This window comes from Mesorhizobium sp. WSM4850 (assembly GCF_055811735.1).
In genome coordinates this window covers 112,612-130,974 of the sequence record NZ_JBVVPV010000001.1, presented here as the reverse complement: position 1 = coordinate 130,974, position 18,363 = coordinate 112,612, and the positions used below count along the sequence as shown (strand labels likewise).

The following is an 18,363-nucleotide window of genomic DNA, read 5'->3' as shown; positions in this document are numbered from 1 at the left end:
TCTAGGCCCGTGACGGTCCAAAAAAGCGACAGCGGACGTTCGATCCGGTAAGTCCGAGGTCCCTGACTGACCCAAAATGTGACCCCGGAGCCGAATTCTCTTCTTGAAAGCCGACATTGGCCGGAACCAGTACTTGTGATAGTCGTCGGACCTTCCCGAGCTCATCTTATGCCGGATAGCGGACTTTCGGGTGAGCCAGCCGTGCTGACCCTACTAAAAAGTCGGTCTTGAACAATAAGCGGGTTTCACCCGCACGATTCAGCCTGCAGATTCGACGCTCTCCATGGCTTGCTCGGCGTGACCGTTGTCATCACCCGATGAGAGATTACTGACCGCGGCTCATGGCATCACACGGTCCAATTCCGTCCCGTCGGCGAGCCAGGTGAGCCGGCCGCCGCGCATTCCGTGCTCCACCCGTATTTCCAGCATCACCTGCTCCTCTGGCGGCCGAACCCAGGTATTCCCGCGCGAAAACGTCAACCTGGATATGTAGCCATCGGGCAGGCTCATAGTCTCGAACGTGCGCGAGACGAGGTCGAAAATCACTTCCGTGCTGTAGCCATCGAGCGCATCTAGCGTGAACCATGTCCCGTCCACCCCGTCATGGCGTCCACCTCCAATGGACGACACGGAGATTTCGTGCGCGTTGATGCTGAATTCCCGCCACAGCGTCGGGTCGCCCCCGTCGACGGCATGAGCCCTGCCGCCTTGGGGATCGAGCACGATCTCGCGGAAGGGATGGCTGACCGGAAAGGTGGAAACGAGCCGGTCGATCACGTCGCGTAGGTTGGCGGGCGTCCACCAATCCACCGACGGGCGTCGGCCGGGGGGAAGGATAACCCGAAGAATCTCGCCGGCAGGGCTTGCTACGACCTGCCATGCCTCGCCCTCGGTCCGGGTGATCCAGTTTCCCTGCTTCGCAGGATCGCCGACGGTGAGCGTCCAGACAAGCTGTGGCGTGCCTATGCTGGTGATCGGACGGTTCGCCACTATCTTCAGCACCCGCATGCCGGGCTCGTTCACCTTCTCCAGCGCCGCCGCCTTGAGCGCGGGCAGCATTGCGAAGTCGATATCGGTGAAGGCGAACACATCCTCGGTCGGCGTCCGCATCGTGGCGGGCATCTCCATGACCGGCGCGTTCACGCTGAGGCCGTTCAGCGTCCAGCGCATGCCCGTCGTCTGGCTGCGTCTCTGCGGGTCCATGTAGCTCACGTCGATGTCTCGCGGCTCGATCTCGACCCGAAGGATGCTGCGGTGGGTGCCGAAGAAGGCGAGATCCTGCGCCGCCATCGGCAGATGCCAGTCATCCCGCGCCATGTCGAGGCCGCGGGCGCGAAAGGTGCCCGAGACATCGGCCGTGTGGATGCTGCCGTCCATGTTGAGGTAAACGTAGGAGCTTTCGCGCCCGGTGTTCCAGTGGACCATGATCCGCGCCTCGCCCAAGCGGGTGCCGCCCACGAGCAGGAGTTGCCGCTCGATCCGAATGGACTGCGGAAGTGCTGGCTCTTCAAGCATGGCGCGGGGCGAGATCCGGTCGATCAGTGCGGGCAGGTCGTCGAGCGGCAGGCGTTCGAGTGGAAAAAGGACGGTTGTCGGGTCGAGCGTCGCTACGAGCGGCTGGGCGATCTCCGGGCCGCGGATCTGCGTCGTCATGCCCATGATCAAGCCGCGGCCGCGTATCCAGGTCCACTTGTCGAGATGATGGGGGCGCGCGCCCTGCACATGCACAGTTATCTCAGAGCCCCGGATATCCACCAGCGCGACCCGCGGCTCGCGCCCGATGCGCTCGGCGATGGCTTTCAACGCCTCGGCGGCAAGGCCAGGAGTGTCGAACAGCGGGGTCGGAGCGAGGCGGTTCTGGGCGCTGGCGGGATGCGCGCCGAGAAGAAGGATGAAAAACAGGGCGACAAGCCGATGGAAAAACCTGGCGTGCATTTGCTCCGGCATCGGTACTTTCCATTGCCTGATCCCAGCGTGGAGCTTAGCGCCTGTGGGGTTTGTTGACAACGACGGCAGCTCAAAACCCTGTGGTCGCCGCTGGCTTCGAGCATGGCCGCCGCCGATTCGAGATCGAAGACGGGCTCACGTTGGGGACCGATATTGACCACGTGGCATTCCACTACTCGTGAAGTTGCAACTGACGCGCACGCTCGGTCGACCCGGCAATCACCTGCCAGGTGATCTTCACCGGCGAATGGTCGCTGGCGGTCAAGAGGCGGAGGCCACCAATGCACTGGTCGATCAGGGTGTTAGGCGACGGATATCCGCTCCTGGATGGCGGCCACAATCAGTCCAACGACCGACATCAGGCGCGAAGCGGCCATTCGCTACACGCAAGACATAGGTCGCCTCGGGGTCAAAACGGTATTCCGTTTCGGGTACCACGCGTCAGGTTTTGTCCACTAGGAAGACATCCCGATCGAATCCACCGCCGGTTTCATCGGGTCAACCGCGGCAAAGACGGCGCTCGCCTCGCTGACGATGGAGACGTGATCCTTGGCCGCCTGTCCTGCGGCGGCGCTGTCACCGCGCATGATTGCGGTAACGATGACGTCATGCTCCTGCCAGGATTTGGCCAAGCGGCCCGGCAGCATGAATTGCGCGCGCCGGAACGGCGCCAGCCGGCTGCGGGTCATGACGGTCAGTTCATAGATGTGCTTGCTGCGCGCGCCGCGATAGAGCCGGGTGTGGAACTCGGTGTTGAAATACTCGTAGTCCTCCTCCGCACCCAACTGCACAAGGCGCGCCGATGCCTGGTGCTCGATTTCGAGCGCGCGGCGTTCGCCGGCAGTCATGCGCTCGGCCGAGAATCGTGCGCAGATCGCTTCAAGCTCGGCCATGCTCTCGAACATCGAGGCAAGATGCTCCTGCGTCACCACGGCGACGGTGGCGCCGCGGTTGGGACGTCTTTCGACCAACCCCATGGCGCTCAGCCGGCCAAGCGCCTCCCTGACGGGAGTGCGTGACACATCGAAACGGGCAGCCAGCGAGGCCTCGTCGAGCTTTTCGCCGGGGCGCAGGAAGCCGGTGACGATCCGGTCACCGATCGCCCTCACCATCTGATCGACGGTCGTGCCCGATCTGATCAAGCTGCGCTTCCCCGACAATTCTCCTCCGTCCAGTCTTTTTCGTTTCGACTCGGGCACCCCTCTATGCCTTTATTTTAATCTGGTTGTCAAACTGGCTAATTGAAAGGCAAAAAGTGTATGCAATTGCCTTTCGCTTGAGCACGGCTAATCAGCCAGCTAACTGATTTAATTGGATAAAATCCAGCTTTTGAACTGGCACGGCGATTGCATGCACTTTACGAGAAGGGAATTCATCGACCCGGAAAGGGTTCAACAGGGAGCATTCACATGACCAAGAGATTCATGCTTAGCCGCCGCGATCTGCTCAAGACCTCCGCCGCCGGAGCGGCGCTTGGCCTGGCCTCGGCGTCATTCCCGATCAGCAGGGCGTTCGCCGCTGCCGTCACTGTCGGCTTCATCTATGTCGGACCGAAGGACGACTACGGCTATAACCAGGCGCATGCCGAGGGTGCCGCCACATTGAAGGCCATCGAGGGCATCTCCGTGGTCGAGGAGGAGAACGTCCCCGAAACGGTCGATGTCCAGAAGTCGATGGAATCGATGATCAACCTCGACGGCGCCTCGCTGATCTTCCCGACCTCGTTCGGCTATTTCGATCCGCACATGCTGGCCATGTGCGCGAAATTCCCCGACGTGCAGTTCCGCCATTGCGGCGGCATGTGGAACAAGGACAAGCATCCGATGAATGCCGGTTCCTATTTCGGCTATATCGGCATGGGCCAGTATCTCAACGGCGTCGCCGCCGGCCACGCCACCAAGACCAAGAAGATCGGCTTCGTCGCGGCAAAGCCCATTCCGCAGGTCCTGCTCAACATCAACTCCTTCCTGCTCGGCGCACGCTCGGTCGACCCGGCAATCACCTGCCAGGTGATCTTCACCGGCGAATGGTCGCTGGCGGTCAAGGAGGCGGAGGCCACGAATGCACTGGTCGATCAGGGTGCCGACGTCATCACCTGCCATGTCGACAGCCCGAAAGTGGTGGTCGAAACGGCGGCGGGGCGCGGCGCCTTCATCTGCGGCTACCATGCCAATCAGAGCCCGCTGGCGCCCGAAAAATACCTGACCGGCGCGGAATGGAACTGGGCGAAGGTCTACAAGATGTTCGTCGACGACCTCGTGGCCGGCAAACCGCTGCCCAATTTCACGCGCGGCGGACTGGCCGACGGCTTCGTCAAGATGAGCCCGCTCGGCCCCGCCGTCAGCGAGGCGGCGCGCGCACAGTTCGACGGCACGCTCGCCGAAATGATGAAGGGCGGCTTTTCCGTAATCAAGGGGCCGTTGAAGAACAACAAGGGCGACGTCGTCGCAACCGAGGGCCAGACCTTCGTCGACGCCGCGATCGAACTGGAAAGCATGGACTATCTCGTCGAGGGTGTCGTCGGCTCGACCGCTTGAGCATGGATCGGAGACGGGGGCCATGGCAGACACCGTGAGCAGCGCGAACGTGCCAGTGATGCTCGGCGCCAAAAGCTATCCGACGGCGCTCGAATGGATCGCCCGGCGGGCGGAAGCCCTCGTCATCCCGCTCGCGGCCCTGATTGTCGGCATGGCCCTGTTCAGCCTGTTCATCGCGCTGGTCGGCAAATCGCCGGCGCAGCTCTATGAAACGATGTGGCGCGGCGGCTTCGGCTCGTGGTTCTCGGTCCAGAATTCGCTGTCGCGGGCCGCACCCTTGCTGCTTGCGGCGCTCTGCGTGGCGCTGCCGGCCCGGCTCGGCCTTGTCGTCATCGGCGGCGAAGGCGCGATCGTGCTGGGCGGCGTTGCCGCGGCTGCCATGGGCGTGGCCGCCAGCGGCGCCCCCGCCTTTTTCGTTATTCTTGCCATGGGCGTGGCGGGCCTGGCCGCCGGCGGCATCTGGATCGGTGCCGTCGGCGCGCTACGCCACTACCGTGCCGTCAACGAAACCATATCGAGCCTTTTGATGGCCTATATCGCCATCGCCCTGATGAACCATCTGGTGGAAGGACCGCTACGCGATCCCGCCTCGCTCAACAAACCGTCGACCGAGCCGTTGGCTGAGGCCTACCGCATCGGCAACATTCCCGGCATGGACGTGCATTGGGGCTTGGTCGTCGGCATCATCGCCTGCATTCTGTCCTGGCTGCTGATCGAAAAGACCCGCTGGGGGTTCGCCGCCCGCATCGCTGGCGGCAATGTCAGGGCAGCCCAGGTGCAGGGACTTGCCGTTGGACCGCTGATTGTCGGTTTCACCGCGCTGGCCGGCGGCTTTGCCGGCCTTGCCGGCATGCTGGAAGTCGCCGCCGTGCAAGGCAGCGCCAACGCCTCGCTCGCCGCCGGCTATGGGTATACCGGTATCCTGGTCGCCTTCCTCGCCCGCCACAATCCGCTCGCCATCATCCCGGTCGCCTTCCTGCTTGGCGGCATCGACGCCTCCGGCGGGTTGATCCAGCGCCGCATGGACCTGCCCGACGCCACCGTGCTGGTGCTGCAGGGCATGCTCTTCGTCGTCATCCTGTTCAGCGAAACCTTCTACGGCCGCTTCAAGGCCTTCAATCCCGACCTCTGGCAGAGGGGCGATCTCTTGAAGAGGCCCGATCTCCTGAAGGGAACTGCCTGATGGGCGCAACCGAGATCGGCCTCTGGGGCGTTCCGCTCGCCATGCTCGGCGGCGCCATCCGGGTGTCGACGCCCTTCATCTTCGTGTCGCTGGGCGAAGCCATCACCGAGCGTTCGGGGCGCATCAATCTCGGTCTCGAAGGCACACTGGTGTTCGGCGCGATGACCGCCTATGCCGTCGCGGTGATGACCGGCTCACCATGGCTCGGCCTGCTGGCCGCCGCCGCGGCCGGTCTTTGTTTCGGCCTGTTCCACGGCTGGATCTGCAAATTCCGTGGCGTTAACGACATCGCCATCGGCATTGCGCTGATGCTGTTCGGCTCGGGTCTCGCCTTCTTCTTCGGCAAACCCTTCATCCAGCCCTCGGCGCCCGACCTGCCGGCCATCCCGTTTGGCGGCTGGTCCGACGTTCCGCAGGTGCAGGCGGCGCTCAACATCAATGTGCTGTTCCTGATCGGCGCAGCACTTGCCGTATTCCTGTGGTGGGCTTTCCGCAACACCCGGGCCGGCCTGATCCTGCGCGTGGTCGGCGACAGTTCCGATGCCGCGCGCGCCATGGGCCTCAACCCGAATACGGTGCGCCTCATCGCCACCGGCATCGGCGGCGCGCTGGCCGGCATCGGCGGCGCTTATCTGTCGCTCTACTATCCCGGCAGCTGGACCGAAGGCATCTCGTCGGGCCAGGGGCTGATGGCGGTGGCGCTGGTCATCTTCGCGCGCTGGAACCCGCTCGGCTGCTTTGCCGCCGCGCTGCTGTTCGGCGGGGCCGGCGCGCTGGGGCCGGCGCTGCAATCGGTCGGCGTCACGCAAGGCTACTATCTGTTCTACGCCGCACCCTACATTCTCACCCTCGTTATCATGATCGCCACCTCGTCGCCGAGCCGTTCGCTGGCCGGCGCACCGGGCGAACTGTCGATCACCAAATGACGTTTCCAGACTGGAGTTTTTCTCAATGAACGCCAGAGCCGAGGTCACGCAGCGCTACATCGATGCCGATCCCTATCCATGGCCCTACAATGGCGAGCTTCGGCCCGACAACACGGCGCTGATCATCATCGACATGCAGACCGATTTCTGTGGGCCGGGCGGCTATGTCGATCATATGGGCTACGATCTCTCGCTGGTGCGGGCGCCGATCGAACCGATCAGATCAGTGCTGTCTGCCATGCGGGCGAAGGGCTACACCATCATTCATACGCGAGAGGGCCACCGGCCCGATCTCGCCGACCTGCCGGCCAACAAGCGCTGGCGCTCGCGCCGCATCAATGCCGGCATCGGCGACCCCGGACCTTGCGGGCGCATCCTGGTGCGCGGCGAGCCGGGCTGGGACATCATCCCCGACCTCTATCCGGCCGAAGGCGAGCCGATCATCGACAAGCCGGGAAAGGGCTCGTTCTGCGCCACCGACCTGGAACTGATCCTCAACCAGCGCGGCATCGAAAACATCGTGCTGACCGGCATCACCACCGACGTCTGCGTGCACACGACGATGCGAGAAGCCAACGACCGCGGCTTCGAATGCGTGATGCTGGAGGATTGCTGCGGGGCGACCGACTACGACAACCATCTCGCTGCGATCAAGATGATCAAGATGCAAGGCGGCGTGTTCGGCGCGGTGTCCAATTCGGCGTCCTTCGTCGCCCAGTTGCCATGAGGTTCGATCATGAGTGATCGCGGCAAAAGAGCGGTTGGCGTCGAGACGATCGGCATGAGCATGCGTTTCGGCGCCTTCACCGCGCTGGACGACGTCTCCATCAAGGTGCCGGCGGGATCGTTTCATGCGCTGCTTGGCGAAAACGGCGCGGGCAAGTCGACGCTGGTCAAATGCATCATGGGCTTTTATCACCCGACCGCCGGCGACATTCTGGTCGACGGCCGCGAGATCGGGATCGCCGGTCCGAAGGACGCCTCGGCGCTCGGCCTCGGCATGGTCTACCAGCATTTTACCTTGGTCCCGTCGCTGACAGGTGCGGAGAACCTGGTCATTTCCCGCGAAAAGGTGCCGGGGATTATCGACTGGCGCAAGGAGCGCGCCGCACTTGCCCAATTCATGGAGCGGATGCCGTTCAAGCTGCCGCTCGACGTCAAGGTGGCCGAACTCGCCGCCGGCGAGAAACAGAAGCTCGAAATCATCAAGCAGCTTTATCTCGGCCGCAGTTTTCTGGTGCTGGACGAGCCGACGTCGGTGCTAACCCCCGGCGAGGCGCAGGAAGTGCTGGGCCTCGTGCGCGGAATGACCAAGGCGGGCGATCTCACCGTGCTGATGATCTCGCACAAGTTCCACGAGGTGACGGCGTTTGCCGACGACATCACTGTGTTGCGCAAGGGCAGACTGACAGGAACGGGGAAAGTATCGGATTTGTCTCACAAGCAGATGGCAGCGATGATGATCGGTGACCAGCCGATCGCCGCGCTCGACAGCCGCGCTCCAGTGCCGGTCGGCGCCAGGCAAATCCTGACGGTGAAGGCGCTGAAAGCGCCCGACCGCACCGGCCTGAAAACCATCAATATCGTCGAGCTCGATGTGAAATCCGGCGAGATCGTCGGTGTCGCCGGTATTTCCGGCAACGGCCAGAAGGAGTTTCTAGAAGTCCTTGCCGGACAGCGTACGCGTGATGCCGGCGACGTTCTGGTGAAGGGATCGCCCTACGGCGCCAGCCGCGCTGAAGCCCGCACGCTCAATGTGCGCTTCATCCCGGAGGAACCGTTGCGCAATGCCTGCGCGCCGAGGATGACGGTGGCGGAAAACATGGCATTCCGGACCTTCGACCTGAACGAGGCCGGCAAGCCGATAAGCTGGATCCGGATGAGCGCCATCAGGGACTATGCGACGCGGCTGGTCGAGCAGTTCAAGGTCAAGACAGCCTCGCTCGCCTCGCCGATTTCGTCGCTCTCCGGAGGCAATGTGCAGCGTGCGGTGCTCGCCCGCGAACTGACCGGCGAGGTCGATCTTCTCATCGTGTCGAACCCCTGCTTCGGCCTCGACTTCTCCGCCGTCGCCGAAATCCGCGCCCGTATCATGCGGGCACGCAACGCTGGTGCCGCGGTGCTGTTGATGTCGGAGGACCTCGACGAACTGCTGGAGCTCTCCGACCGCATCTTCGTCATGTCCGACGGCGCGCTGGTCTATGAGACGCCGATCGCACAGGCGAGCGTGCAGACGATCGGCGAGCATATGGCGGGACATCACTGATGGCGGAGATCGACGCGCTGCCGTTTCCGTTCGCCTTCAAGCTTGAGGCGATGGCGCTGGTCGTCATCGACATGCAGCGCGATTTCGCCGAGCCGGGCGGCTTCGGCGCCAGCCTCGGCAATGACGTCGGCCGGGTGGTGGCGATCGTGCCGACGGTCAAAAGGCTGATCCAGGGATTTCGCGCCGCCGGCCTGCCGGTGATCCACACGATGGAGTGCCACAGGTCGGACCTTTCGGACCTGCCGCCGGCCAAGCGCAATCGCGGCAATCCGTCGATCCGAATCGGCGATGTCGGTCCGATGGGCCGCGTGCTGGTCGTCGGCGAGCCGGGAACGGCGATCCTCGACGAGGTAGCCCCGCTGCCTGGCGAAATCGTCATCGAAAAACCCGGCAAGGGCGCGTTCTACGCTACCAGCTTCGGCGAGGACCTGAAGCGGCTCGGCGTGCAGCAGCTCGTCTTCGCCGGAGTTACGACGGAAGTCTGCGTGCAGACGACGATGCGCGAGGCCAACGACCGCGGCTACGAATGCCTGCTGGCGGAGGATGCGACGGAGAGTTATTTTCCGGAGTTCAAGGCGGCCTCACTGGCCATGATCAGGGCGCAGGGCGCGATCGTCGGCTGGACGGCGATGACGGACCAGGTGCTCAAAGGAATTGCCGATGCCTAACATTGCATACCCGGTTCTCATCCATGGGGTCTGGCGTGATCTGGCATTCGAGCATTTTCGCGACGGCATCACGGTGCATTGGCTGCTCAAGGGCGGACCGGCCGAACCCTCCGTCGCGATCCTGAACTATCGGCCCGGCGCCGGCGTGCCGCGCCATCGCCATGTCGCACTGGAAACCATCGTTGTGTTGGAAGGCACCCAGAGCGACGAGAATGGCGACTATCTTCCCGGAAGTGTGATCCTGAACCCGGTCGGGACCGAGCATTCGGTGTGGACGAAAGACGGCTGCGTCGTGCTGATCCAGTGGAATCTGCCGGTGATCATTCTGGACGAGGCCAAATGAGCGACATCCGCTTCGATATCGGCAGCCTGCACGCGAGCTATGCCTCCGGCATGTCGGCCACTACCATTATTGAAACCGTGTTTGCGCGCATAGCGAAAGCGGACGATCCCGGCATCTTCATCCATCTGGCGAGCAAGGCGGACCTGTTCGCCGAAGCCGACGCACTCGGCGGGTTCGATCCCGTGGCAAAGCCGCTCTGGGGCGTGCCGTTCGCGGTCAAGGACAACATCGATGTTGCCGGCATGCCGACCACGGCCGGCTGCGCCGAATATGCCTACCTGCCGGCGAAAGACGCCACCGTCGTCGCGCGTCTGAGGGCGGCCGGGGCGCTGGTCGTCGGAAAAACCAATCTCGACCAATTCGCCACCGGCCTCGTCGGCGTGCGCACACCTTATCCGGTCCCCCGAAACGCGATCGATCCGAAACTGGTGCCGGGCGGTTCCTCGTGCGGCTCGGCCGTGGCGACGGCGCACGGCATTGTTTCTTTCGCGCTCGGCACCGATACCGCAGGATCCGGCCGCATTCCCGCCGGCCTCAACAACTTCGTCGGGCTGAAGCCGACCGTCGGCGCCCTGTCGGCCACAGGCGTGGTGCCGGCCTGCCGCACGCTCGACTGCGTCTCCGTCTTCGCGCTCACCGTCGATGACGCCTACAGCGTCTTCAGGGCGGCGGCGGCCAAAGATGACGTCGATCCTTATTCGAAGGCTATCGCGGCGCCGCCGCTTGGTCCGTGTCCATCCGCGCTGACCGTCGGGGTTCCCGTAAAAGCGGATCGGGAATTTTTTGGCGACGCGGCCATGCAAGCGGGATTCGAAACGGCGCTGCGGACGCTGGAACAGCTCGGCTGCCGACTGATCGAAATTCCCTTCGGCGATTTCTACGCTACCGCCAACCTGCTCTACGAAGGCGCCTGGGTGGCCGAGCGCTATGCGGCGATCGCGGATTTCATGGACGTGAGCGAGGCAGCCATGCACCCGGTAACGCGCACAATCATCGGCGGCGCACGAAAACTTTCCGCGGCGGATGCTTTCAAAGGCCTCTATGCGCTGCAGGCCCACAAGGCCAGGCTCGCGCCTGTCATCGCCTCGGTCGACCTTTTCTGCGTGCCGACGGCGCCGACGCACTATTCGCTGGAGACTGTTTTGGCCGATCCGATCGTCACCAACAGCCGGCTCGGCACCTACACCAACTTCGTCAATCTGCTCGATATGTGCGGCATCGCCGTGCCGACGGGCAAGCGCGACGACGGTCTGCCGATGAGCGTTACCTTGCTTGCTGCCGCCGGCAAGGACGCCCTGACGGCGGCGCTCGCCCGTGATGTCCATCGAGCCAGCGGTCTCGGCCTTGGCGCGACTGGTTGGGCAATGCCTGCCTGCGTCGCCAAGACCCCTGACGTCGATGACGGCATGATCGAGCTCGTGGTCGTCGGCGCGCATTTGTCGGGGATGCCGCTCAATGGCCAGCTCTGCGCGCTTGGCGCGCGATTGAGCAGGGCCGCCAAGACGGTTGCCTCCTATCAGCTCTATGCGCTCGCCGGCCAGTCCGTGCCCAAGCCAGGGCTCGTGCGTGTTGCCGATGGCCACGGGAAGTCGATCGATGTCGAGGTTTGGCGGCTTTCACCAGACGCGTTCGGACGCTTCGTGGCCGCGATCCCGCCGCCGCTCGGCATAGGCACGATCGAGCTCGATGACGGGACATCGGCCAAAGGCTTTCTGGTTGAGACCGCCGGGTTGTCAGAGGCGATCGACATTTCGGCCTATGGCGGTTGGCGCAGCTTCATCGCAAAAGCCAACGGAGAGCGACAGGAAAGCGTCCCGGCCGATTGAACGACCGGTCGTTCGCACCGGCAACGTCAGCGCGAGCTCAAATCGTAGCAGCGATGCTCGGCTTGCAGTTGGTACGGCGAGCCAGCACATCGAATTCCGCGAGCGATCCGTATGTGCGCGTGCTCTAAAGTTGCACTGTGATTTGGCAGGCGTCGCCACGCGCCTGCGACCGCCGGAGGCGTCGCGATGCGAACAGGCCGTGCAGTTGCCCCAACAGATTCCGTCGGGACTTATCAGGCCCGGAGATGCTTCGTGCTGTCAGGTTTTCCTTCACGCTGTTTGCTGTCGAGGGCCGCGGCGAGGTCGCCGATTGCGGCTCGCAATTCGGCCGCGTCTGCTGCCTGATCTCGAGGTCGCGCAGGCACCCAGGCGACGCTTGCACCCGGCCGTTGCCGCTTCATCTGCGAAGCCCCTACGAATTGTCGCACGATTGCGCTACCCTAAGGTCAATCTGGGCGGCGGGACGGTCATCACGGCACGACCCGACGCTCGATGATTGGTCGAGCGGGAGCCCCGATGACCGCCCTAGACGCCATTGACGCCGATGCGAGGCGCCCGCTCTCGGGCACAGGCCGGATCGCCAAGCTGGCGGCGCCGCGCAGCGCCAGGATATTGAGGCGGAACCGCGTTCTCGAAGCGATCGGTCAAAAATCGCGTTCGAGCGTATGCTGGGTGGCCGCGCCGGCCGGCTACGGCAAGACGACGGCGGTCATCGACTACCTCGAAAGCGTCGCGGCACCGCATGTGTGGTTCCGCATCGACGAGGGCGACCAGGATATCGCGCGCTTCTTTCAATATCTGGCGCAGTCACTCGCCTCACCCGCGGTTGGAGACATGCCGGTGTTCGGCGTCGAGTATGCCGAGCAGCCGAAGGAATTCGCCAGGCGCTTCTTCAGAGCCTACTTCGCGCGGTTGAAGCCCGGCACCATTCTGGTCCTCGACGATTTGCAGGACGCCGACACGCCCGAATTCCGGGCGGTGCTTTCGGTGATGTTCCGTGAACTTCCTGACACGGTCCGCTGCATCTGCATCTCGCGCACGCTGCCCCACAACGAACTGGGCGACCTCGTTCTCAAGGGCCAAGTGGCCGTCGTCGACAGGTGGGCGCTCGAATTCTCGACATCGGAAGCACGCGATTTCGTCAAGCTGCGGTCGAGGAACGGTGCCGTTCCAGTCGATGTCGAAGCGGCGCGCGGCTGGGCGATCGGGCTGGTTCTCCTCGCCGATCACGGCTCGGCGGTCGGCCCTGATGACACGACCGGGACAGCACCCGGCGGGCAGAATGCCCTGTCGGACGTTCTCGGCCGCCATTTCTTCCTTTCCCTTCCCGCCGCCGACCAGGACATGCTGCTGAAACTCAATCTGCTGCCCGAAATCAGCGCCGAACTGGCGGACGTGATGATCGGGTCGAGCGAAGCGGGCAAGCTGCTCGACAGGCTCTACAGGCGGCAGTTGCTGGTCACGCGAACGGAAAACAGCCGCGACGTTTTCCACCTGCACGACCTCTTGCGGGACTTCCTCGACCGACGCTTCGCACAGCGTGTGACGGCAGAAGAGCAGAAGTCGCTCAAACAAAGGGCGGCAAAGGTCCTCGCCGACGCCGGCCGATATGACGAAGCCATACACCTCGCCTTGCAGGCAGAGGACTGGGACCAGGCGAGCGGGCTCATGCTGAGCCGGGCGGAGACCGTTTTGGCGCAGGGACATCGAACGACCTTCATCGAATGGGTCGGCCGGTTGCCGGAAGCGTTCATGAACGGCTGGCATTTCTATTGGCTGGGCGTGGCCCACATGCCGAACGACGCCGCGGCAGAGCACTGGCTGTCGAAGGCATGGCATGCCTTTGACGAGGCCGACGATCAGCGCGGGCTTTGTCTTACGGTGTCGCGCGCGGTTCTGGTCAAGACGGACAGTTGGCGCACCTATGAGGGTCTTTCGGCCTGGACCCGCCGGGCGTTCGAAATCATCGAGCGCGGCCTGCCAAAACTGCCTTCCGAGGAAGCGATGCTGGTGCGCATCGGCATGGTGCGGGCGCTAAACTTCGGCGACGACTACTACCGCAACAGCCCGGACGGGCAAGCGCTGGAAACCGAACTGCTGGAGCGGCTGACCCGGAATCCCGAGCACGACCCAAGCGGCTTACGGCTGCTTGCCAGCGAAACGCTGATCGAGCATTCGGTATCGGTCATGCGGGCCGATCTGTTCACCAAGGCCGTCGACAGCGTTGTCGAGGATTTGAGCGACAAGGAGGTGCTGCCTTGGGTGCTCGGCATGTGGCTGGTCGAGTTTGGCGCCAAGAGCGGCCGTTACTTCCCGTATAAGAGACGGGGTTTTCCCTACCCGTCGGCCGAAGCGGCGTTGCGGGAGGCGATCGCGATTGGCGAGCGCGAGTCGCTCAAGGGTGTGGAGTTCGGTGGCCTGTATCATCTTCAGATGCAGATGAAGTTCCGCAACGACTTTGCCGAGCTAGACCAGGTGGTCGAGCGGCTGGCCGAGATCGCCGACAGCCGTTTCAGCACACAGGTCGCCATCGTCGCCAATTGCTATGCCGCGCTTCATGCCAGGCAAGGCGATTTCGCGGCCGCCTATGAGGATTGCGAGCGCTTCATGGCGGCGAGCGAGGCCGCCAACGAGCCGATGGTCGAGCGCTGGGCGCACTGCATCACGAAGTTCCAGGTGCTGCTCGCCGACAGGAAGCCGCGCGAAGCCGCCGCGCTGCTCAGCGACTTGCTGCCGCGGCTGAACGGCGGCGCCCGCAAGCGAACCGAGATATGCATTCTTGCAGCGGCCGCGCTGGAGAGCCTGTGGGACCAGGGTCCACGCTACGGCGATCGGCTGAAGGTCTTCATGGAGGCGCTGCGCGACGTCAGCTGGCCAATGGTGCTCCTCAACGTTCCGGAATTGCTCGCCGAACTGCTTGGCGATGCGCTTGAGCGCGGCATCGAGCCCAAGCTTTGCCGGTCGCTTATCCGGGAACGCCGATTGGAGGCGCCGCAACGGCGGCCCACGGCCTGGCCATGGCCGCTCAAGGTCCACGTCCTCGGAGGCTTTCGGCTCGAACTCGATGGAAACCCTCTTAATCTCGGCGCCAAGCCATCGACGAAGGCTCTCGACATCCTGCGGGTACTGGCGATCTCGAAAGACAATACCTGTTCGCTGGAGACCGTTCAGGACTGGCTGTGGCCCGACCTCGACGGCGACCAGGCGCGGGCGGCATGCGAGCAGGCGCTGCATCGGCTACGCAAGCTGCTCGGGCGGACCGACCTCATCGTTCAGCGCGAAGGCAAGCTTCGCCTCGCGTCGGACAAGGTCTGGGTCGACCTCGCCGACTGGGATGCACGGCTCAAATCCGTAACGACAGCCAATGGCGAGGCGGCCGGGCTGCGACCGGAAGCGGAAGCGCTGTTCCTCGCATTCCCCGGTCCGTTGTTCCTGCACGAGCGAGCCAGCTTCTGGTCGCTCGCCGCAGCTGAAAAAGTGCGTCGCGATCTGATCGATCTTGGATTGCGGACCGGCCAGCGGCTGGAGACAACCGGGAACGTCCAGGAAGCGCGCTCGATCTATTTGAGGGCGCTGGACCTCTATCCGGATGCCGGACCCGTCTACAAGGCGCTGATCAGGGAGCGGCTGTCGCGCGGTGATGTCGAAGGCGCGGTCGACGACTATGCGCGCTACGAACGGGCGCTGCGTGGTGCCGGCGAAGCGGCGCCAGCTGCGGAAATACGCGCCTTGGTCGAACCCTATCTTGTGCGGCACACGCGCTGAAGACGGTGTCTTGCGCTGTCTGGCGAAACACCGGGCTGTCGTCGGTCTGGCAGCCACCTCAATCTCCGAGCAGGGTGTTTGCTAAGGGCTGCCAGGTTCAGAACGAGGCCAGCGATCGCGTCCATCCGCTCGCTGCGCGTCAGCCCGGCCTGGATAGCACGAGGTGATGGAGCCGAGGGAAATGACAGGTCGCGAGGCAGGACAGCGCTGTCATGCATAACAATCACTTAAAGCGCCTCGCATGAATCCATTCAGCCGCGACGCGCTTTCGACTGCGGCACACGGATCGTTTTGTTCAGCCAGGTCGTGTTGCACGCACCCAATCGAGTCGTGCGGCGGGGACAAGGCCGTAATTGTAAAAATTGATACCGTCGACGTCCGGCGCCAGCGCCGGCTTCACCTTGGCGGCGAGAATTTCGGGGCCTGCCATTTCCGGATAAAAGAGCCGGTAGCCGGCGCCGAGGAATTTCTCTGCACCGAGCGCGGTGTGGCCAGCCGCCATAAGGCCCGTCACGTCGCCGGCCTGCATGTCGTAGGCACAAAGGATCGCCCCGTCGCAGACCTTGCCGAGCGCTGCCAGATCGCAGCCGCCGAGCCAGCCGTCTCGCAGGTCGATGACGAGGACACGGGTCCCCGGATCGGCAACCTCGCGCAGTTCGGCGACAAGACTGGTCACCGGCTCGAACCGCCACAACAGATAGGCGTGGAGATGCGGCCAGGGCAAAAAGGTGTCGAGGCCACTTGCGGGAAATTCTGGAAAGCGCCGTTCAGGCACCGCGCGCTCGCACGCCTCGGCAATCCACTGCTTGACGAGGTCACGCGCCGCCTGGCCTTCGATGCCGGCACAAGCGGCGCGGGCGAGGCAGGACGGACAGAAGCACAGCGACAGAAGAAAGTCGTCTTCCGGCGTCAGCCCGACACCATCCTTCTCATGATGGTATTCATGGGCAAAGCCCATGAAAGACGGGCTTTCAAGTTCGATTCTGTCCGGCTTATAAGTGTGCGTAACGTCGGCGACGAGCGCGCGGACATAAGCGCGCGCATCCGGATGCGACGGGCACAGATTGTAATAATTGGGATCGCCAAAGGCGTTGCGGGTGACGGCCTGCGGATAAAGCATGCCGAGGCGGGTATTGTGCAGGCAGACCGTCCAGCACGACACCTGGAGGCCGCCTGCCTCGCGCCGTTGGATAAGTTTGGCCAGAACGTCGCCACCTTCCGTGATCATTTCGGCCACCTTCGGCTGGATCACGAGATCGGCCCATCGGGCGGCGGTTGGCTTGAAGTAGATCGTGCCGTCCTCCGGGAAATAGGCTTTGCGGCGCGGGCTGCGCGGCTGCAGGAAGCGACCGGCATGATAGGAGGTTGCGAGACTGATCATGTTGAGCCCGGCGCGCTCGACGAGATCGCGTTCGACGGCTTCCAAGCCCAGATCCTGGACATCCCAGGGGTAGGTCCACATCGAATGCTGCATGAAATATCCTCAGTTTTCTGCAATGTGGCGTGAGCAAACGCCGGTTGGTTTTCTGTCAGCCTTCCACCGGCTCGGCGACCTGCAAAAGGCAATCTCCTGCCTCGCACATCGTGTGTAGCCTGCGCGAAAGCACGATACCGCCTTCGGCGAAATGCAGGGCTTCCTCGGCAAGATCGAGCCGTTCGAGGTCGTGATACCAGCCGGCCAATTGTCCGGCGCTGACGCCGTCGCCGAGCCTGACGGCGGGTTCGAACCAGCCGCGGCGGGTGGCGTAGAGGCCCTGACCGTGCCGGGAGAGCGAGAGCAGTCGCGTCGGCGCCGAAGGCTTTAACTCCGGCGAAAGAACCGGCGCCTCGACCACGCCAACGGCGACCATCAGATTGTCGATCGCGCGAGCGGTAATCGCCATCGTATCGACTGTGGCGGTGCCGCCGCCGCCGAACTCGCCGCTGATGCCAATGGCGCCGGCCCGGCGGGCGGCGCCCATCGAGGTCGGCGAGGCCTGACCATTGTCGGCCACGAAGCCATACGGCATGCCGAGCGTCCGCATCAGTTCCACCCCGCGCCTGTGGCGGTCGGGATCGGTATTGCGCTCGACGAGTGCTGTAGGCAGATGTTCCATCGAGGTGCCCCCCGAATGGATGTCAAAAACGATGTCGTGGCGAGGGAACAGTTCCGTCTCGAGGAAACTGGCGAGCCGGCTTGTCGGTGTGCCCAACGGATCGCCTGGAAAGGCTCGGTTGAGATTGCCGCCATCGAGCGGCGAACAGCGTTTGGCGGCCATGACCGCCGGTGCGTTCGCCATCGGCAGGATGGTGACGCGGCCCTTGATCTGCTTGGGATCGAGCCGGCGGATCAGCTTTGCCAGAGACAGCTCGCCCTCATATTCGTCACCGTGATTGCCGGCCATCAGAAGCAGCGACGGCCGTTCACCGTTGCGTATGAGGCAGATCGGGACCTTGACCTGGAAATAGGGCGAACCGTCTATCGAGAAGGGCATGCTGAGATGGCCTGATGTCTTGCCATCCCGGTCGAAATCGAGCGTATGGGTGAGGCCGGTGTGCATGGCGGAGACTCAGATGGCGGCGATCGCCGTGACCTCAATGCGGAGGTCGGGATCGGCGAGACGCGCCTCAACGCAGGCCCGTGCCGGCAGGCGTTGGGGATCCACCCAGGCATCGTAGATGCTGTTCATGGCGTCGAAGTCGCCGATCTGCGGCAGGAAGATATTGACCGCGACAAGCTTCGACTTGCTGCTGCCGGCCTCGACCAAAAGCGCCTCGATCTTTGAGAGCACATCGCTGGTCTGGCCTTCGATGCCGGCCTTGCGATCGTCGGCGACCTGGCCTGCAATGTGGACGAGGCCACCATAGACGACCGCCTGCGACATGCGGGAGCCGGACTGGAAATACTTGATCATATTGGATC

Annotated in this window: 14 protein-coding genes; 9 read left to right on the top strand and 5 right to left on the bottom strand. The window is 63.6% G+C overall.

Going from position 1 to position 18,363, the window contains the following annotated elements:
• Positions 1 to 339: 339 nt before the first annotated feature.
• Entirely contained in the window at positions 340 to 1,803 is a 1,464-nt protein-coding gene (locus tag AC0L2Z_RS00615; RefSeq protein WP_473626252.1) for a hypothetical protein, read from the bottom strand.
• A 599-nt stretch (positions 1,804 to 2,402) separates the two neighbouring features.
• Positions 2,403 to 3,089 (bottom strand): GntR family transcriptional regulator, encoded by a 687-nt coding sequence (locus tag AC0L2Z_RS00610; protein ID WP_473626251.1) that lies wholly within the window; start codon positions 3,087 to 3,089, stop codon positions 2,403 to 2,405.
• A 267-nt stretch (positions 3,090 to 3,356) separates the two neighbouring features.
• Here AC0L2Z_RS00610 and AC0L2Z_RS00605 point away from each other — a divergent pair, with 267 nt between their 5' ends.
• The 9 genes from AC0L2Z_RS00605 (at position 3,357) to AC0L2Z_RS00565 (ending at position 15,461) form a co-directional block, all read left to right on the top strand.
• Complete coding sequence (locus AC0L2Z_RS00605; RefSeq protein WP_473626249.1) at positions 3,357 to 4,484, top strand: BMP family ABC transporter substrate-binding protein; 1,128 nt, start codon at positions 3,357 to 3,359, stop codon at positions 4,482 to 4,484.
• A 58-nt stretch (positions 4,485 to 4,542) separates the two neighbouring features.
• Entirely contained in the window at positions 4,543 to 5,667 is a 1,125-nt protein-coding gene (locus AC0L2Z_RS00600) for an ABC transporter permease (protein WP_287171754.1), read from the top strand.
• Complete coding sequence (locus AC0L2Z_RS00595; RefSeq protein WP_287218069.1) at positions 5,667 to 6,593, top strand: ABC transporter permease; 927 nt, start codon at positions 5,667 to 5,669, stop codon at positions 6,591 to 6,593. Before AC0L2Z_RS00600 ends, AC0L2Z_RS00595 begins: the two co-directional genes overlap by 1 nt.
• Before the next feature lie 25 nt (positions 6,594 to 6,618).
• Positions 6,619 to 7,320 carry a biuret amidohydrolase gene (biuH, locus tag AC0L2Z_RS00590; RefSeq protein ID WP_287049403.1) on the top strand — a complete coding sequence of 234 codons (702 nt, stop codon included), beginning with the start codon at positions 6,619 to 6,621 and terminating at the stop codon, positions 7,318 to 7,320.
• A gap of 9 nt (positions 7,321 to 7,329) precedes the next feature.
• Entirely contained in the window at positions 7,330 to 8,859 is a 1,530-nt protein-coding gene (locus AC0L2Z_RS00585) for an ABC transporter ATP-binding protein (RefSeq protein ID WP_287171718.1), read from the top strand.
• Complete coding sequence (locus tag AC0L2Z_RS00580; protein WP_473626248.1) at positions 8,859 to 9,527, top strand: cysteine hydrolase family protein; 669 nt, start codon at positions 8,859 to 8,861, stop codon at positions 9,525 to 9,527. The genes AC0L2Z_RS00585 and AC0L2Z_RS00580 overlap by 1 nt, the downstream gene beginning before the upstream one ends.
• Positions 9,520 to 9,870, top strand: coding sequence for a cupin domain-containing protein (locus AC0L2Z_RS00575; RefSeq protein ID WP_287171716.1), 351 nt, complete (start codon positions 9,520 to 9,522; stop codon positions 9,868 to 9,870). The genes AC0L2Z_RS00580 and AC0L2Z_RS00575 overlap by 8 nt, the downstream gene beginning before the upstream one ends.
• On the top strand, positions 9,867 to 11,696 hold the full coding sequence (gene atzF / locus AC0L2Z_RS00570; RefSeq protein ID WP_287226236.1) for an allophanate hydrolase: 1,830 nt from the start codon (positions 9,867 to 9,869) through the stop codon (positions 11,694 to 11,696). Before AC0L2Z_RS00575 ends, atzF begins: the two co-directional genes overlap by 4 nt.
• Positions 11,697 to 12,212: 516 nt before the next feature.
• Complete coding sequence (locus AC0L2Z_RS00565; RefSeq protein ID WP_473626247.1) at positions 12,213 to 15,461, top strand: winged helix-turn-helix domain-containing protein; 3,249 nt, start codon at positions 12,213 to 12,215, stop codon at positions 15,459 to 15,461.
• Positions 15,462 to 15,756: 295 nt separating this feature from the next.
• Here AC0L2Z_RS00565 and AC0L2Z_RS00560 read toward each other — a convergent pair whose 3' ends face one another.
• From AC0L2Z_RS00560 to AC0L2Z_RS00550, 3 genes are read right to left on the bottom strand one after another with little or no spacing between them, the layout of a single operon-like run.
• Positions 15,757 to 16,935: a hypothetical protein gene (locus tag AC0L2Z_RS00560; RefSeq protein WP_473626246.1), complete on the bottom strand. Its 1,179-nt coding sequence runs from the start codon at positions 16,933 to 16,935 to the stop codon at positions 15,757 to 15,759.
• A 55-nt stretch (positions 16,936 to 16,990) separates the two neighbouring features.
• A complete protein-coding gene (locus AC0L2Z_RS00555) occupies positions 16,991 to 18,001 on the bottom strand; it encodes a succinylglutamate desuccinylase/aspartoacylase family protein (RefSeq protein ID WP_287226239.1) in 1,011 nt (336 codons plus the stop codon).
• A 9-nt stretch (positions 18,002 to 18,010) separates the two neighbouring features.
• Positions 18,011 to 18,355 carry a RidA family protein gene (locus AC0L2Z_RS00550; RefSeq protein ID WP_023800134.1) on the bottom strand — a complete coding sequence of 115 codons (345 nt, stop codon included), beginning with the start codon at positions 18,353 to 18,355 and terminating at the stop codon, positions 18,011 to 18,013.
• Positions 18,356 to 18,363: the final 8 nt, after the last annotated feature.

Bases quoted from the DNA above. Each gene is read 5' to 3' on its own strand.
- AC0L2Z_RS00600 (WP_287171754.1), top strand. From the start codon at position 4,543: ATGCTCGGCGCCAAAAGCTATCCGACGGCGCTCGAATGGATCGCCCGG.
- atzF (WP_287226236.1), top strand. From the start codon at position 9,867: ATGAGCGACATCCGCTTCGATATCGGCAGCCTGCACGCGAGCTATGCC.
- AC0L2Z_RS00560 (WP_473626246.1), bottom strand. From the start codon at position 16,935: ATGCAGCATTCGATGTGGACCTACCCCTGGGATGTCCAGGATCTGGGC.
- AC0L2Z_RS00575 (WP_287171716.1), top strand. From the start codon at position 9,520: ATGCCTAACATTGCATACCCGGTTCTCATCCATGGGGTCTGGCGTGAT.
- AC0L2Z_RS00580 (WP_473626248.1), top strand. From the start codon at position 8,859: ATGGCGGAGATCGACGCGCTGCCGTTTCCGTTCGCCTTCAAGCTTGAG.
- AC0L2Z_RS00565 (WP_473626247.1), top strand. From the start codon at position 12,213: ATGACCGCCCTAGACGCCATTGACGCCGATGCGAGGCGCCCGCTCTCG.
- AC0L2Z_RS00595 (WP_287218069.1), top strand. From the start codon at position 5,667: ATGGGCGCAACCGAGATCGGCCTCTGGGGCGTTCCGCTCGCCATGCTC.
- biuH (WP_287049403.1), top strand. From the start codon at position 6,619: ATGAACGCCAGAGCCGAGGTCACGCAGCGCTACATCGATGCCGATCCC.
- AC0L2Z_RS00555 (WP_287226239.1), bottom strand. From the start codon at position 18,001: ATGCACACCGGCCTCACCCATACGCTCGATTTCGACCGGGATGGCAAG.
- AC0L2Z_RS00605 (WP_473626249.1), top strand. From the start codon at position 3,357: ATGACCAAGAGATTCATGCTTAGCCGCCGCGATCTGCTCAAGACCTCC.
- AC0L2Z_RS00550 (WP_023800134.1), bottom strand. From the start codon at position 18,355: ATGATCAAGTATTTCCAGTCCGGCTCCCGCATGTCGCAGGCGGTCGTC.
- AC0L2Z_RS00585 (WP_287171718.1), top strand. From the start codon at position 7,330: ATGAGTGATCGCGGCAAAAGAGCGGTTGGCGTCGAGACGATCGGCATG.